The sequence below is a fragment of the Galbibacter sp. BG1 genome (genome assembly GCF_013391805.1).
In the GTDB taxonomy this organism is placed as follows: Bacteria; Bacteroidota; Bacteroidia; order Flavobacteriales; family Flavobacteriaceae; genus Galbibacter.
On the sequence record NZ_CP058364.1, the window covers coordinates 806,092 to 823,624 of the forward strand.

The 17,533-nt window shown below is 36.5% G+C and carries 13 protein-coding genes; 6 read left to right on the top strand and 7 right to left on the bottom strand.

What is annotated here, in order from left to right; translation table 11 throughout:
- Nucleotides 1-204 precede the first annotated feature (204 nt).
- Complete coding sequence (locus tag HX109_RS03535; protein WP_178949828.1) at nucleotides 205-1,869, top strand: hypothetical protein; 1,665 nt, start codon at nucleotides 205-207, stop codon at nucleotides 1,867-1,869.
- Nucleotides 1,870-1,997: 128 nt separating this feature from the next.
- On the opposite strand, the gene HX109_RS03540 is transcribed toward HX109_RS03535, so the two are convergent.
- From HX109_RS03540 to HX109_RS03570, 7 genes are all read right to left on the bottom strand, one after another.
- Nucleotides 1,998-3,281, bottom strand: a complete 1,284-nt coding sequence (locus tag HX109_RS03540) for a YaiO family outer membrane beta-barrel protein (protein WP_178949829.1) — start codon at nucleotides 3,279-3,281, stop codon at nucleotides 1,998-2,000.
- Nucleotides 3,282-3,292: 11 nt separating this feature from the next.
- Nucleotides 3,293-4,729: a glycosyltransferase family 2 protein gene (locus tag HX109_RS03545; RefSeq protein WP_178954030.1), complete on the bottom strand. Its 1,437-nt coding sequence runs from the start codon at nucleotides 4,727-4,729 to the stop codon at nucleotides 3,293-3,295.
- 18 nt (nucleotides 4,730-4,747) lie between these two features.
- Nucleotides 4,748-5,755 carry a HEAT repeat domain-containing protein gene (locus tag HX109_RS03550; RefSeq protein ID WP_178949830.1) on the bottom strand — a complete coding sequence of 336 codons (1,008 nt, stop codon included), beginning with the start codon at nucleotides 5,753-5,755 and terminating at the stop codon, nucleotides 4,748-4,750.
- Between the two features lie 12 nt (nucleotides 5,756-5,767).
- The gene (locus HX109_RS03555) at nucleotides 5,768-6,133 is read right to left on the bottom strand and encodes a response regulator transcription factor (protein WP_178949831.1); all 366 of its coding nucleotides are present in this window, start codon (nucleotides 6,131-6,133) and stop codon (nucleotides 5,768-5,770) included.
- Nucleotides 6,134-6,140: 7 nt separating this feature from the next.
- Nucleotides 6,141-6,890 carry an Hpt domain-containing protein gene (locus tag HX109_RS03560; RefSeq protein WP_178949832.1) on the bottom strand — a complete coding sequence of 250 codons (750 nt, stop codon included), beginning with the start codon at nucleotides 6,888-6,890 and terminating at the stop codon, nucleotides 6,141-6,143.
- Nucleotides 6,891-6,946: 56 nt separating this feature from the next.
- Complete coding sequence (locus tag HX109_RS03565) at nucleotides 6,947-10,507, bottom strand: PAS domain-containing hybrid sensor histidine kinase/response regulator (RefSeq protein WP_178949833.1); 3,561 nt, start codon at nucleotides 10,505-10,507, stop codon at nucleotides 6,947-6,949.
- Nucleotides 10,508-10,629: 122 nt separating this feature from the next.
- Complete coding sequence (locus HX109_RS03570) at nucleotides 10,630-12,414, bottom strand: M61 family metallopeptidase (RefSeq protein WP_178949834.1); 1,785 nt, start codon at nucleotides 12,412-12,414, stop codon at nucleotides 10,630-10,632.
- A 158-nt stretch (nucleotides 12,415-12,572) separates the two neighbouring features.
- Here HX109_RS03570 and HX109_RS03575 point away from each other — a divergent pair, with 158 nt between their 5' ends.
- The 5 genes from HX109_RS03575 (at nucleotide 12,573) to HX109_RS03595 (ending at nucleotide 17,523) form a co-directional block, all read left to right on the top strand.
- Complete coding sequence (locus tag HX109_RS03575; RefSeq protein ID WP_178949835.1) at nucleotides 12,573-13,757, top strand: aminotransferase class I/II-fold pyridoxal phosphate-dependent enzyme; 1,185 nt, start codon at nucleotides 12,573-12,575, stop codon at nucleotides 13,755-13,757.
- A 52-nt stretch (nucleotides 13,758-13,809) separates the two neighbouring features.
- Complete coding sequence (gene bioD, locus HX109_RS03580; protein WP_178949836.1) at nucleotides 13,810-14,430, top strand: dethiobiotin synthase; 621 nt, start codon at nucleotides 13,810-13,812, stop codon at nucleotides 14,428-14,430.
- A gap of 81 nt (nucleotides 14,431-14,511) precedes the next feature.
- Nucleotides 14,512-15,780: an adenosylmethionine--8-amino-7-oxononanoate transaminase gene (gene bioA / locus HX109_RS03585; RefSeq protein WP_178949837.1), complete on the top strand. Its 1,269-nt coding sequence runs from the start codon at nucleotides 14,512-14,514 to the stop codon at nucleotides 15,778-15,780.
- A 39-nt stretch (nucleotides 15,781-15,819) separates the two neighbouring features.
- Entirely contained in the window at nucleotides 15,820-16,407 is a 588-nt protein-coding gene (locus tag HX109_RS03590; RefSeq protein WP_178949838.1) for an SET domain-containing protein, read from the top strand.
- A gap of 210 nt (nucleotides 16,408-16,617) precedes the next feature.
- Complete coding sequence (locus tag HX109_RS03595) at nucleotides 16,618-17,523, top strand: DnaJ C-terminal domain-containing protein (protein WP_178949839.1); 906 nt, start codon at nucleotides 16,618-16,620, stop codon at nucleotides 17,521-17,523.
- The last annotated feature ends 10 nt before the right edge of the window (nucleotides 17,524-17,533 follow it).

The following is a 17,533-nucleotide window of genomic DNA, read 5'->3' on the forward strand; positions in this document are numbered from 1 at the left end:
TTTTACATCGAATTCAGAACAAAAAAAATTTATAATTTATTCTTTCTATAACATTATTATATGAAAATTATATATACATTTGCGCGCTTTTTAGGAAAGATAACCTTCTAAAATTCAGAATATAAGGATCTATTTATTTTAAAAAGTCACCGAATTTTAATATATTTAATAGAGAAAATAAAACCTACTTAAGTACTACAGCATATGAGAAATATTATAAAAATTAGCATGATGTTGGCCGTTTTAATAATGGCTGGCTGCCAGTCATCTGATGATGACAACACTATTCCAAATGTAGATGAGAATGCAGTTATTTTAAATGAAGACAACTCCAATCGAGTTATTTTCGACAATTTAGGTGTAGTGACCGTTAAAGGAGCTCCGCAAGAAAATCCAGAAACTTCCGCAAGAAGCTTCAAAAGTACTGCCGCTAAAGATTTGGAACCAAATGATTTGCCTCTTGTACAAATTGCAAAAGTTTCCGCTCCTGTTTACAAGGGAACCACTTTAAGAGCTACTCATATTGACATTAATGGAAAGTACGCTTACGTTTCTTACAACGTAGAAGGACCTACATACATGGGAGCGATTGATGTTATAGATATATCAGATCCACTTAATCCTTCGGTGGCGTTACAGGCAATTTTCCCGAATACAGACATTAGTTCTGTGGATTATTATGAGAACGCTTTGTATTTGGCTGGAGCAAATGCTGGAATATCCGACTCTAATCCGGCAATTTTAATGAAAATGCCATTGCAAAACGGAATGCCAACCGAGAATATTGAATTAATGACTATTTCTGGGTTTGTTGCTACCGATGTAGCCGTAAGTGCATCTGGAATTTATGGGGTGTCCGGCGATAACGGTGAAGTAATAAAATACAATCTTTCTTCATTGCAAATAGAAGAAACTACAGCTTTGGCCGATTTAAGAGCTGTAGGAATTAACGACAATAAAGTTGTTGCACTTAGTGGTACGGAAGGAATTCATGTGTACAACTCCAATAATTTAAATGAAAATAAAAGTTTTGCGACAAGCAAGGATGCCCCTGAAGCAAAACGTACGATCGATTTTTACGATAAAAATGTGTTGGTAGCCGAAGGCGCCAAAGGTTTGGGAATTTACAATATAAACAATGGTTCTAAGCTAAAAACAATAGACGTTCCAGTTCTAGAAGACCAAAGTATTGATGTTAACGATGTAGTTACCAATGCTGTTTCTGTGGAAGACAAACATATTTTTACAGCAGATGGCGCTGCAGGAATTTCAGTTTATACCATCACCGGGTCTGTAAGCGATTTAACAACCATAGGTTCCTTGGACCTCACAGGTTCTGCAAACTATGTAAAGAGTGCCAATGGATATATTTTTGTTGCTGATGGTAAAGCCGGTCTTAAAATATTAAAGACAGTTACTCCAGACAATGGTGGTATTAATTGTACTGATTTCCCTACATACACTGGTGGTTACTGGTTGAATGTAAATTCTAATCAAGACCTAGCCTACCGAGGCTCTGCCAGCTTAATGGGAATTAATGTAAACTCTAAATCTAGCCTTACCTTCTGTGGAGCATTGGCGGTAAACAAAGGGATTAACGTTAATAGTGGTGGTTTGTTTACCGTTAAAGGTTCTTTAGCACAGGGAACAACCGAGGCACCATATAATGCCCTAATTGTAAACAACAAAGCAACTTTACAAATTGAAGGTAGCCTAGTTGTTTATGGAGATATGATATTGAATAATGGTGCGACCCTTGAATTTCTTGGTAACGGCTCATCCATTACTGTTTACGGAAAAGTAAAGCAGAATGGCAATGTTACCATTAAAGGAAACTATACAGATACTTTCAATAGTTTGAAAAAATAGAGCCTTCTGATGCTATTGGTATTCAGAAGCCCCAAAAAAAGGTCGGTTAGGAATTAATTTCTAACCGACCTTTTTAGCTGTAAAATCTTCCTCAATCCTTATAAAATTACAAAGAGATTATTCGATAATTAAAACCGTTTAATATACCCTAAACCAAATGTATATTGGTTCCCTCTGTTATCTTCTTGGTATTCTATATTTTCGTAATTAAAGCGAAGGTAAAATACATTGGTTTTCTTAAAGGATTTGCGATATTCCAAAGAAAAATTATAAGAATTCAATCCAGAGCTATTATTGTAAAGAACATTGTTGGTAGCGTCATCTGGAGAAAAACCAGTTCCTATTTGCAGTGCTATATAGTCGTCGAAACCACCGGTGTAATACCTAGTTGTAAATAGGTAAGAATTGGCAATTCCTGTACTAGATGAGTTTAAATACATTCTAAAATTAAACCAGAAATTCTTATAGTATTTGCCCAACCCCATGGTATAAATCCACGTGGCATCGGTAAAATACAAATACCTAAAACCGGCATCCACCTCGAAGGCGGCGGGGAGGTTGGCATACAACGAGAATCCGGCCCTATATTGTGGAAAAATACCTTTATCGCTCGATATCCCTCCATTGATATAAGCATAAAATGTTTTTGAAAATATTGGATACGCATCTATTTCAAACTGTGTACTTCCTGTGGTAAAACGATTTGAATAATTAAAGCGAGCTTCCACCAAACCTAATTTTGTTTGCCTTCTATAGCTTAAACTGGCCAAATGCCAGGGATCATCAAAACGCTCATCGAAATAAACAAAATCATAAGAGGCCTGTATCGCATTTTTAGAAGTTTCTAATTTTGTTTGGCGCATAATGGTAATAGCCTCGCGAGAATTTGGGTTTTCAGCCAAAACCTCATTGAGCACTGCATTGGCCTCTTCGTATTTCTTTAAATCTATTAATATTTTTGATTTCAGGATTTGTAAGCTTTCAGATGTAGGATTGGCTGCCAGTCCGTTATTAACTATGGAAAGCCCCTCAGACGGATTCTTGTTCCAATACTCCAAATTCCCGTAAGCCAAAGCGGCATCTTCATAATCTGGATCTTGCTTTAGAGCTTCTTCAAAAGCTGCCCTTGCCAAATCTGGTTGGTCTGTCCAACTATACAATCTACCTAAAAAAACATACAGGTCAGTGTAATCAGGGGTTTTATCAAGCGCTATTTTTGTAAGTCGGATAGCTTCCGTATAGTTTTCGTTATCGAATGCTTCCGTTCTGGCCTTTAAAAATAATTCATCGCTCGTAAGTTCTTCTTGTCCAATAGAAAAATCGGAATTCAGAAGAAAAAAAAGGAAAGCAACAGCTTTAAAAGCCGTTAAAAATTTTCCTTCAATCCGTATGTTAAAAATCGTTTTATTCATAAGTCAAAGTATTATTCAACTGTGTTTTTTACTTCTTGTTTACTCAACCCGGTTCTTACCATGGCGCCCCAAGCATTTCTCCCCCTTAAGAGATCTATATTTCCTTTAAGTGCTGCCCATATAACAAATGGATGGTAGAAAAATGGTTCTAAAAAGGCCGTGACTATTAATTTAAAAGTATGTTGGGTCTTTTTATACTGCTGAAATGAATACTCCTCGAAAAACAATGCGGTTATGGAGTAGAGAACAGAAAAACAATAAGCAACCAAAAAGAATGAAAGTGCAAAAACCCAATTTAAATGTCCTAGAAACAATAGAATTATAAAAAAAGTAAATCCGAAGAATTCCACTATCGGCGCCATCCACTCGAAAAACAACCAATATGGCGTACTTAACAACCCCAAAATTCTGTATTTCGGATTAAAAATCATCCCTCTATGCATGTAAAGAGTTTCTGCTGTTCCTCTTGCCCAGCGGTTTCGTTGTCTATGAAGAATTCTCCATTTCTGGGGCACTTCGGTCCAACATAACGGATCTGGAATAAAACCTACGGAATAAGGCTCCTTTTTTTTTCTCATACGCCTTCGCATACGTACCAACAGCTCCATATCTTCTCCCACGGTATTGGTATTGTACCCCCCAGCTTCCATAACCGTATCTTTATCGAACATACCAAAAGCACCCGAGATTAAAAGCAATCCATCGATACGGGACCAAGCCATACGCCCCATTAAAAAAGCCCTAAAATATTCTATTACCTGTGCCCTAGCAATATAGGTATCTGGCAAACGTACCTCTACAATTCTCCCGTCCTCCACAACGCAAGAATTGGCGATTCTTATAATTCCACCAGCGGCAATTACCTTTTTCTTGCCATTTAAAAAAGGCTTTACCATCTTTAAAATAGCATCCCCCTCTAAAATACAATCCACATCGATACTGCAAATAAGGTCGTTCCGGCAAATATTAATACCTGCATTGAGTGCATCTGCCTTACCGCCATTTTTCTTATCGATAACCTTTAAGTTTTTAAAGGATTTATTCTTTGAAACATAAACCGATTTAATTGGTTGAGTATCTATAAAATCATGGTACAACGTATCATCTTCCACTAAATTAAAACTCTTAATAAGCCTTGCTAAAGTGTCATCTTTACTCCCATCGTTAATTACTACAATTTCGTAAAATGGATAATTTATGGTTAATAAGGAGCGTACATTATCCACTACATTCGCTGCTTCGTTAAATGCAGGAGCTAGAATGGATACCGGCGGTAAGCTTGAAGATTGCAAGAGCGCTATTTCATTTTTCAATAAATTTCTACGTTTGTACTCCCTAATTTCTAAAAATGAATACACCGCAAAAAATAAATATCCCAAACACACAATAACCCCAAAAGCTAAAAATAACCAGCTTAAAATGTATAGTATTTCGTTTGAATGATTTATGACGTAAATGTATTTGAATTAAACTAATTTGCTAAAATGCTGCTCTATCCTATTAAAAGCCAAACGTGTGCTCCAATCGTCCACGGGAATAAAAGGTTGAAGGGAAATAAGGTCTATGGGGCTCCCTAATTGTTTGATAGTATTTAAAATTTCTTTTTTTACGGCCACATTTTCACGGGGAAAATTATGAATAAGTTTTTCCAAAATTTCGTTACAACTAAGCTTACAAAGAGTTTTTATAGCTTGTTTTTTAATTATAGGATTTGGATGATCGATAAATGGAACTACTTTGGGAATGTTTTCAAATTGATCGAACTGGGCAATCATTTTAATCGAAAAAACCACGATACTTTCCAGCCTATGATCCAGCCACTTGGAAAAATCGGGCATAGACCCTTCATAATAATATTTTAGAGAGTCTTCTACATAAATAAGTTCCCACGGCGTGAGCTCGGTGGTTAGCCTGCTAAAAAACTGCAATGGCTCTCCTGTAGACACTTTTAAATAATAAAAGATGGCCTGTTCCCTCACTTCTTCCCTTTTTGCATTTAAAAATGTAGCTACCAAATTATTTTTATTGATGGAAAGCTCTGCCAGCAAGTAAATTGCCCGAGATTGCTGATACCAATTCCCGCGTTTTAAAACTTTTATTAAATATTCATCCAAATTCAACTCGTGAAATAATTGCTTAAGGGCTAAGGAAGATTCTCCTTTAAAATTTTCATTAAAACCCAAAAGTTCTTTCAAAAAAACTTTTTTCTGCAATTGGCTCCTAAGGTTATTTTTTTTGAAATTTTCAATTATTGTTTTTCTTTCCACGGCATCATCAAACAAATATGTGTTTATGAATTCTTCCGCCCTGCCTTCGTATGTTTTCTTCCTTTTATTCCTTTGGTTTTTATACAAGCGAATCCAAAAGAGGGCAAGGATAAAGCCTAAAATAAGAACAAAGAAGAGCAATGTAAAGCTGGTATTTACTTTAAAAATCCATTCAGAATTTTCCCATTCTTTAATCAACTCTTCCAAATTCCATATATTTTAGTTCTTCTGAAGTGTTCTTCTTACCCGCAATGAGAGCTCATTGGGACTAAAAGGCTTGGTAATAAAATCTTCAACACCCAAATTAAAAGCATCCATAATTACTTCTTCTTGTGTTGAAGTGGATAGTACGATTATTGGTAAATCTACCAGATTATTTTTCACAAACTCTATAAGCTCGATTCCCGTTACAAATGGCAACATTAAATCGGTTATTAAAAGATCGAAAGTTTGTTCTTTCAAAATTTTTAAAGCCTCCCTCCCATCAGAAGCTACCATAGTCTCGTAACCATCTTTAGACAATTTAAAATCTAAAGACTTTACTACCATGGGGTTGTCTTCTACTATTAATATTTTCTTTTTCATACGCGCACTAAGCCAATTGAGGGAAATCTTCGGCCAGTTCTTTTACAATTTTCTGGTATTCTTCTTCCAAAACATTAAAAAGTCCTTTTATTTCCTTCTCGGTAGCTTTATAACAAATATTGTTGCAAATATTCTTACACCGAGTGTTCTCCAACATTTCAAAAGAAGGTTTAATATTATGGGCAATTTCCCTAACGTTTTTAAATTCCTCGTTCTCAATAGACTCCCTACATTCGTTCAATTTATCTAAAACCGATTCTTTAAATACAGTTAAAGATTCAAATATGAAATCTTCATCGTTATCAGAAAGTGTTTTAAGATACTCCAGTGAATACGATTTTTCGTCTAATTCTTGATCGTCTTCAATTAAGTTCTCTTCAATAATCTGTTCAATGATAGCAAGCTTGTCACTAATTAGAGGCTTTTTAACAAATAAAAAGAGGTTTCCTTCCCTTGTATATTTATGTTCGTTGACACCTTCTCCAATTATTATAAGCGGAATGCTAAGAGACAGCTCTGAAGCCAAATAATCTGCCAATTGAAAAGGATTTAATGGACCACTAACCTCATCGAAAATAATAAAATGAATGTCCTCATTCTTTTTTAAATATTGAATAGCCGAAAAACTATTTTCGTAAATATGGACGTTCCAATGATCTCTTTTCTTAAAATGAAGAAATTTATTACTTACCTCAGGCTGGTTGCTAATAATTAAGATATTATATATTTCCATTTTTAAGGCACTATCAATAAACATCTATTACTTTTTAATTAGTTTTCTATTAATTTCTTTCAGTTGAAAAAACCCGTCTATTAAGTTAAGTATTTAACAATTGTTTTTTCTACAGTTTCATAAATAACTGGCTTGGTAACATAATCGTCCATTCCAGCTTTTAGGCATTTTTCTTTTTCCCCTTTTATGGTTCTTGCGGTTAAAGCTATAATGGGGGTATGCCCATTATTTTCCAATCCCCTTATTCTTTTGGTTGCTTCAAAACCGCTCATTCTAGGCATTTGTACATCCATAAAAATTATATCGACCTGATGTTGCAAGAATAATTCAATCGCTTCTAATCCATCTTCTGCTTCCAAAATAGTGGCATTGGGTATTATTTTTTGGATAAGGGTTTTTGCCAGCATTTTATTTACAGGATTGTCTTCTACAATTAACACATTTTTTTCAATTTTCTCTAAATCGAAAGAAGGGATTTCTATAACATTTTCTTCTTTTTCAATAGTGACAGGCTCTTCTATGCTTTTAATTACATTCATCAACTGGTTTAAAACAACCGGTTTGGTAATGTTATGCCTAATTTTTAATTCCTTGCATGCCTTGTTAAGCTTATTATCTTCTACCGAGCTGTGCAATAGAACAATAGGCAATTGTTTTTCATCAATCTTAAAATCGTTTCTTACGTGGGCCACAAAATCTACACCATTGAGGTAAGGCATATTATAGTCAACAATCATTAAATCGAAATCGGAGTTTTTCTCGAGCAACTCTAGTCCTTCTATCCCGTTGGATGCTGTGCTTACCTTAATTTCATTCACTTTTAACATCTCGATAAGAATATGTCTGTTGTTTTCATTATCGTCTACCACCAATACATTATTTACATTACTGTAAACCACATTTGGCTTGCTGTCATTAACCTCTTCAATTTTAAAAGATATATCAAAGGAAAACGTGCTCCCTTTATGCAAAACACTTTTTACCTGAAGCTTACTATCCATTAACTCCAATAATTTATTACTTATGGTAAGCCCAAGACCCGTACCGCCATATTTTCTGGTAGTGGAGGCATCTTCTTGATCGAAAGCCCGAAATATTTTGGATAGATTGTGGGAAGCAATACCAATACCTGTATCGCGAATTGAAAAATGAAAATCACGTAAATTTTTATTCGCAGCGACAGGGACGCTTCTAACCTTTATCTCAATCTCACCTTTTTCGGTAAACTTTACTGCATTGCCCAATAAGTTGGTAAGTATTTGCTGAAGCCTAACTGGATCTGCATAAATTATGGGCGAAATGTCTGAAGGAATATCCAACAGCACCTCTAATCCCTTGGCATGAGCTTGATGTTTAATAATATCTATCGTCTGAACTAGAAGTTCTGAAATATTAACCCGCTCTATATTCAGTTCGAGTTTACCAGCTTCAATTTTCGAAAAATCTAAAATATCGTTTATAATATCAAGCAGTAAATTAGCCGAATTGTAAACCGTTGCCATGTACTTTTCTTGACTTTCAGTAAGCGAGGTTTTCATCAATAGATCGGTAAACCCTATAATTCCATTAAGTGGCGTACGTATTTCGTGACTCATATTAGCCAAGAACTCTGACTTAGACCTATTGGCGGCCTCTGCTTTTTGCTTTGATTTTACGAGCGAAGCTTCCATTTTTTTCTGATTCGAAATATCTGTACCTACCCCTAAATAGCCGGTAATTTCTCCATCGTGATTTCTAATTGCCGTTACAATTAATTGTACCGAAAACCTACTGCCGTCCTTTCGAATAAACGTCCACTCCCCAGAGTCATACAGGCCATGGTTGGCTTGGTAAACCAGTGTTTGAAATCCAGAAATATTTTCTTGGTTCAAATCGCTCAACAAATTGCTTCTCTCCATCACCTCTTTGGGGTCGTGAAGTTCTAAAACATTCAATTTTCCAATGGATTCCTCTGAAGTATATCCCAATAAATTTTCTGTTCCCTTATTTATCTTTTTTACATTTCCTCTTAAATCGGTTTCAATAATAGAAACTTGGGTTGTAGCATCCAGTAAACTTTGTAGCTCATTTAGGCTCTTTTTAAGTTCTTGTTGTGAATGAACACGGGAGCTTATGTCGTTTATTTGCGCTATAAAATACTTTGGATTTCCTTGGCTATCGTACAGCAGCGAAACACAGAGTAAACAATGAACTATAGTACCATCTTTATGCAAATAACGACGTTGCACGCTATAGGCTGTAGATTTATGTTCAAAATATTTCTGCATTAACTCTTCATTGGTCTCCCTATCTTCAGGGTGGGTTAAATCTTGAATGGTTAATTGCAACATTTCTTCTTTGGTATACCCCACCATTTTTGCCAAAGTGTTGTTCACCATAAGCCATTTTAATTCCAAAGAGACTAAGGCCATGCCATTGGGAGAGTATTCGAAAGCCCCCTTAAATAGGTTGGCATTTCTAAAAGCTTGCTCCTTTAGCTGCTTTTCATCGGTTATGTCCTCAACCTGGGAAATAATGAAATCGTTGATAAGTTCATTGCCAGAAGCTAGAGAATTGTATACCCTGCACCAGATTAATTCGCCTGATTTTTTATAAAACCTACATTCAATAGAATAAGAATCAATTTCTCCGGATATCAATTGTCCCCACTTTTGGTGTACCAATTCAAAATCGTCTGGATAAATTAAATCTTGATAGGTAAGTTCCATAATTTCTTCTTCTGGAACCCCATCAAAACCAAAAATATGAACACTTGCCGGATTGACTAAAATAAGTTTGTTGCCGCGGTCCAGAAGTATAATCCCAAGGGAAGTATTGGAAAAAATCTTTTCGAATCTTTCCTTAACAAGCTGATGTTCTACTTCTTTCTTTTTTCTGGCATCTATGTCTTGGAACGCCCCATAAATACGAATGCATTTTCCATCCTTCATCTCGGGTCGACCAATAGATCGCACCCATTTTTCGTTACCTTTAGCCGTATTTATTTTTAGCTCTACATCGTAATTTTCTCCTTTTTCTACTGCTTTTCTAAATAATTTTATAATTAAATCCCTACTCCAACCTTCTTTATAAAAGTTGATCGCTGTTTCTATATCTGGGATAAAGGTTCTGGGTACTTCGTGAATATCTTTGGTCATATGGGTCCACTCCAAAGTGTTGGTTTCCAAATCTACTTCCCAGCCTCCAATACTAGAAATCTGGTTTATTACTTTGAAAAGTTCGTTCTGTTTTTGCAACTTTTTAAGCTTGGTTCGTTCCCTAAAAAATCGGATGACTAGAAATCCTGTTTCTGAATAATTGGCTACAACATGGAAAGATTTTTGCTTGTTTTTAGTGGAAAAAAAATGAACAATATCCACAAGCGTTTCCCCGCTTTTCCATTGTTCAACAAAAGTCTGAAGCACTTTTTGTATTTCCGTTCGATGCTCTAAACCCTCTAAATTTTCATCTTCCTTAAAATTTAGATCTACTTTAAACCCGACGGAATTCCAGAATGACTCACTAATCCATAGCTCTTCTATGTTTTTCAAGTTAACGATCCACATCCCGTCTATTGATTTTTTACCAAACCAATCCAACATGCTTGGGTCTTCCTTTACTAAGCTTTTAAATTTTTCTTGAAAAGAATATGGAGCTTGCATCACTTTAAAGAATTTACTTATTAAAGTTATAATTATAATTTATGCCTAAAAAATAAAAACTCTTATATTTTAACATATAAATTGTTAAAATATAAGAGTTTAGTCCACTAACTAAAAGTCCTTTACTCGAGCCAGGCTTCTCTATGCTTTCTTATTCGGCGTCTAACCTTTTCGTCGAATGAGATGGTATAGGTAGGGTCGGCAGCTAGTTTTAATTTCGTAGTTCTCTCCTGTCCAAATCTGCTGTATTTAATGCTTATTTCATCGCCTACTTTTTTGTCTTCCACAATTTCTTCTAAAGATTTATTTCCTTCCATATTAATTCCATCAACTGCAATAATGGTATCTCCAGCATCCAATCCAGCCTCATAAGCAGGAGTTCCTTTTTTAAGGTTTCTGGTAATAACATTTTTACTGTTTGTAGCAATTCCCGTGAATGGTTTTTCAGTGTTTTGACTGTAATTAAAGCCTACACTTTCAAATAGAGTAGTGTAATCCGGCATTTTACTTTTATATATGTAATTATTAAAGAAAGTATCGGCAAAAGGTTTCCCTGCATACAAGCTCAAAGTAAAATGAAGATCGTCTATGGTATAAGGCTCTTCATTTTTACCGTAGGCCTCCCACAATTTTTTCATGTAATCATCGAGATTGAGTCCGTTTTGTCGTAGCGAAAGATCTAATGCCAAACCGAGAACGCTTCCGTAGGAATAATAGGATACGAATGTGTTTTCGCGATTAACAGGATCCACCGAAGTAGCTGCATCTACAAATGGTGCTTGGTAACTCATTTCAATGGGATTAAAATAATCCCTCGCCGGGGAATTCCACACGTAATTAAAAGTACCGTTTAATCCCTCGGCATACTCTTGCGGGGTAATAATTCCTGCCCTACATAAAATTAAATTCGTGTAATAGCTCGTAAAGCCCTCGGCAAACCATAAAGCGCCTGTCATATTCGCTTTGGAGAAATCAAAAGGCTCCAACTTTTCTGGCCGCAAGCGCTCAACATTCCAGGCATGAAAAAATTCGTGCGACACCGTACCGATATTATTTTTCATTCCGCCATCTGCCAAACCTTCAGTATCTGTTAAAATCGTTGAATTTCGATGTTCCATTCCATCCCCACTGGCATTTGCAACATAGCAAGCTAAAAAAGTATACCTTCCAAAATCGAAATCGGGAAGCTCCCCGAAAACATCTTTTTCAGCCAAAACAATGCGTTTTACTTTTTCAAAATATTGATCTACCAAGTCCTCGGTAGCGGTATCGTGCAAAACAAACTCTATCATATAGTTTTTCCCATTGGAATTCACCTCAAAAGAACGCTTTTTATAGTTGCTAATTTCCGTCGGGCTATCCATAAAGTACTGAAAATTGGGAGCCGTATAAGTATTCCCTTCTTTATTTTTTAGTTGGGTAGCCACTTTCCAGTTTAAATCCTCGCGAACGTTAAAAGTTACTTCCACGGGAGCTTCAAACATTTCCTTGGCATACATAAAAGTAGCAGGCATGTTTAAATGTGCATGACTTTCGTCTATTTGACTGTAGGTACCATCGGCACGGTTACCGAACAAAGTATATTGCACTTTCGTTGCTCCCTTGGGGTTTGCCACCACCCATTCGTAAGGATTGTTTCTAATAATTTTTAAGGTATCGCCATTGCCATCTGTTGCTATAACGCCATAGATATTTTTGGCAAATTCGTGCAGTGCATAGCGCCCAGGAGAACTCCTACTCATTCGAATGTGGAGTGAATCGGATGCTGTTCCTGGAAAGACAGCGGTTATATTCGCCTCATGGTGCACCGCATTTGTAAAAGAAATGGAATATCTAACAGGTTCCTGCGCTGTTAAGAATGTTACAAACAATAGAAACCCTGCGATTGTGAATGCTTTTTTCAACATATTTTGTTTTAAAAAATGATTCTTATTTGGTGTCAATATACCAAAATTTTAAGGTTACTATGTATATCTAGTTTGTTAAGTTTTGTTGCTTTCTTATCGTCGAGTTATGGCTACCATCTCACGATTGCTTACTTTTACAGCGCTAATCGAAGTTTTAAATGTCTAATCTTCCGAAGAAATTATCGCAAAAGCTAGATGCTCGCATACAAGAGAATGCGCTTAGGAAACTCACCGTAGCAGAAAATCTCATAGATTTTTCCTCTAACGATTATTTGGGTTTTGCCGCTTCGGAATCTATTTTTTCTGAAGCTGAAAATATCTTGTCCAAACGTAACCTAAAAAAAAATGGGGCTACAGGCTCTAGATTAATTTCTGGAAATTCCACTTTCTATGAAGAAGTGGAGACTTTTATTGCCGATTTTCATAAAACGGAAGCTGCCCTTATTTTTAACTCGGGATACGATGCCAATTTGGGCTTTTTTTCTATCGTTCCGCAACGAGGGGATATTGTTTTATACGACGAATACAGCCACGCCAGTATCCGTGATGGGATTATGTTGGGTCATGCTAACGCATTTAAGTTTAAGCACAACGATCTCGACGATCTAACCAAAAAACTAGCGCAAAATTATATAAAAGCAACTAAGAACAAGGCGGAAATTTATATCGTTACCGAATCGGTTTTTTCCATGGATGGCGACAGTCCCGATTTAAAAAAACTAACAATAATTTCTAAGCAATTCAACGCGCGTTTAATTGTGGACGAGGCACATGCCATTGGTGTTTTTGGAAGGAATGGAGCGGGATTGGTGCAGGATCTTAGTTTGGAAAATGAAATTTTTGCCATTATCGTAACCTTTGGAAAAGCAATGGGATGCCACGGGGCAGCAGTTTTAGGCAGCAACGAATTGAAAAAGTTTTTGGTTAATTTTACCCGCAGTTTTATTTATACCACCGGACTTCCCCCGCATAGTTTGGCAACTATTATGAGCGCTTATTTGCAATTACAAAGCAGTGAATTGACAGGCATTTTTGGTGAAAATTCAAAAAAATTAAAAGAAAACATACTTCACTTCCAAAGTGAAATACACAAAAAAATAAAAAACTCAAACCCTAACATTGGGATAGTATATATAGAAAGTAATGCCGCTATTCAATGCCTTATAATCCCAGGTAACGAACTTGTAAAAAGCAAGTCCACAAATCTGGAGTTAGCCGGTTTTAATGTAAAACCTATTTTATCGCCAACAGTTCCAAAAAATGAGGAAAGATTACGTTTTTGTATGCACAGCTACAACAGTTTGGAAGAAATTACAGCGGTTTTAAATCTTGTTTTTAAGTAAAATATAAAGTGATTTTGTAAATTAGATCACTATACTAATTAATTAACTACCTATGAAGTCTCGTTATTTTGTTACAGGAATTTCTACTGAAGTGGGAAAAACAATTGCCTCCGCCATTATCGTAGAAGCCTTGGAAGCAGATTATTGGAAACCTATTCAATCAGGCGATCTCGATAATTCCGACACCCATAAAGTACATACATTAATCTCTAATACCAATTCTAAATTTCATCCCAATAGTTACGCTTTAAAAGTCCCTATAAGTCCTCATGCCTCTGCCGCCATAGATAATGTGGAAATAGAACTTGAAAAGATTAAAGTTCCAGAAACGGTAAATGGTTTGGTAATAGAAGGTGCTGGAGGTATTCTGGTTCCGCTAAACGACACCAATACCATCATGGATATTATTAAGCCGGAATATAAAATAATAGTGGTTTCCAGGCATTATTTAGGAAGTATCAACCACACGCTTTTAACGGTAAATCTACTGAAAGAACACGGCTTCAGTGTTTCCATAATATTCAGCGGGAAAAAACATCCAACTACCGAACAGATCATTCAAAAAATGACGGATGTTCCCGTAATTGGCCGAATCGACGAGGAAAAAGAATTCAACAAGGAAGTGATTCGAAAATATGCCGTAAAATTTAAACCAGAACTGTTAAAACTCTAAAATCTGGAAAGCATCAGTTTTTAAATCCGCTTACATTGCGCATCTTTGCGTTGAATTTATAGATCCTTATAAAATCGGCGTATGAGTCTTTCAGAAAGAGATAAAAAACATCTTTGGCACCCCCTTACCCAGCATAAATTACACCCAGAAAGCATTGGTATTACCCATGCCAAAGGAGCGGTTTTGTATGCAGAGGATGGCAAGGAATATATTGACGGGATTGCATCTTGGTACACTTCCGCTTATGGCCATTGCCATCCCTATATTGTAAAAAAGGTACAGGAGCAAGTAGCCAAACTCGATCAAGTAGTTTTTGCAGGACTTACCCATCCACCAGTGGTAGAACTATCGGAGGCACTTATAAATATTCTTCCCGACAACCAAAACAAACTATTTTTTTCTGACAACGGTTCCACTTCCGTAGAAGTAGCCATAAAAATGTCTCTGCAATACCATTTTAATCGTGGAGAAAAAAGAAATGTGCTCATCGCCTTTGAGGAGGGTTTCCACGGTGATACTTTTGGTGCCATGTCGGTTTCAGGGCTATCGGTTTATAACGGTCCGTTTGAAGATTTTTTTATTTCCGTAGAAAGGATCCCGGTTCCAAATGGGGAAAACAACAATGAGGTATTAGAAAAGTTAACCGCTATCATTACAAATAATGAGGTTGCCAGTTTTATTTTTGAGCCGCTTGTTCAAGGCGCGGCAGCCATGAAAATGCACGATGCTTCCGGTTTGGACATGCTTATAGAAACTTGTAAAAAACATGGCGTTCTAACAATTGCAGACGAAGTAATGACAGGCTTTGGAAAAACTGGAAAACATTTTGCTTCCCTACATTTACATCATTACCCAGATATTATGTGCATGAGCAAGGCGCTAACCGCGGGAATGGCGCCCATGGCCATTACCAGTTGTACAGAGGAAATCTATCAAGCATTTTACAGCAATGAAATAGGCAAGGGCCTCTTCCACGGGCATACTTACAGTGCCAACCCAATTGCCTGCAGTGCTGCCTTAGCTGGCATATCGCTTTTGCAAAGTGAAGAAATGCAAGCCAATATTAAACGGGTTATAAAATCGCACCAAAAGTTTAATGAACGTATTAAAAACCACCCGAAAATAGCCCGTACCAGACAATGTGGAATAATCTACGCTATCGATTTGGATGTGGAAATGGAGCGCTATGGAAACCTTCGCGATAAATTACTGAATTTCTTCTTGGAAAACGGACTTTTTATGAGGCCGTTGGGAAGCACTATTTACATTTCTGCTCCTTATGTTATAAGCGATGAGCAACTGGAAAAAATTTATGAAAAAATAGAATTTTTGCTTCAAAAAATACTATAACTTAGCTGTAGAAATTTAAATCTATTTGCTTATCATTCAATGATTCATCCGCATACCGAGCTGCGATTTATTTCCGATGAAATAGGTCATGGCGTTGTGGCAACTAAATTGATCCCAAAAGGAACAATTACGTGGGTACAAGATAAACTAGACATTGTGCTTACTCCCGCTCAAGTTTCATCTATGAGCGAAGATTACCAAAAAGTATTGGATTTTTTCACCTTCAGAAATAACAAAGGTGAATATGTGCTTTGCTGGGATTTGGCAAAATATGTAAACCATAGCTTTAAAAGCAATTGCCTTACCACCCCATACGATTTTGAAATTGCCATTCGTGATATTTATCCCGGTGAAGAGCTTACAGACGATTATGGGTACTTGAATATTGAAAGGCCATTTAAAGCAAAAGACGAAGGCACCGACCGCAAAATAGTATATCCCGACGATTTGCTTCATTTCCACGAGGTTTGGGACGATGCCCTGCAAAAAGCATTTCAGGAAGTAAAATCCGTAAAGCAACCTTTAGCAGCTTTCTTAAGTGAAAAAATGCAAAAGAAAATTAATAAAATCCATAAAGGGGAAGAAGAATTGGATTCTATTCTAAATTGTTATTACGAAGGAAAGTAAACAACTGGAATAGCTTCCCGGTTCACTAAACGTTTTAAGAACTAACTTATATGCCTCGTTAACCTTTTTTATGGGATTAAAGAGGCAAAATTTTACACACCAAACCGAAATGTTTACATCGGAAAGACCATTCGCTCTTTATGCTGGAAAAGAAAAATTTATGTAATTTTAAGTATGAATAAGTGTTATTAACTAATTCTCTTAAATTAGATGGAATTTATTGATTATTACAAGGTTTTGGAGCTTGATAAAAGCGCCTCTACAGCAGATATCAAAAAAGCATATAGAAAACTTGCCAGAAAATACCATCCAGACCTCAATCCGAACAACAAAGAGGCCGAAATAAAATTTAAACAAATCAACGAGGCCAATGAGGTATTGAGCGATCCAGAGAAACGCAAGAAATACGATGAGTACGGCAAAGATTGGCAACATGCCGAAGAATTTGAAAAGGCAAAAGCACAACAGCGCCAGAGCCGGCAATACAGTTCTGGAGATCCCTTTACCTATTCTGGTGGCGGTTCTGCCGAAGATTTTTCAGATTTCTTCGAATCTATGTTTGGTGGTGGAGGTGGTTTTCGCAGTCAGAGAAGACAAACAGGCTTTCGTGGACAGGATTTTAACGCCGAGCTTCAACTGAACCTCACTGATGCATATAAAACGCATAAACAAACCCTTTCCGTCAATCAAAAAAATATCCGTATTACCATTCCAGCCGGGATTGAAAACGGACAAACCATAAAAATTAAAGGACACGGTTCCCCGGGAATCAATGGAGGCCCTAATGGCGATTTGTACATTACTTTCAGCATCATCAACAATACCGATTTTAAAAGAGAAGGTTCCAACCTTTACAAAACTGAAACAATAGACCTAACCACTGCAGTACTCGGTGGAGAGATTACCGCCCCTACTTTTGATGGAAAGGTAAAATTAAAAGTAGCCCCTGGAACGCAAAACGGACAACAGGTTAAACTGAAAGGGAAAGGCTTCCCGGTTTACAAAAAAGAGGGCACCCATGGAGATTTGTTCATTACCTACCAAGTAAAACTACCTTCTAAGTTAACCGAAAAACAAAAAGAACTTTTTGAAGCATTGAAAAAAGAGAATCTTTAAAACTGAACAT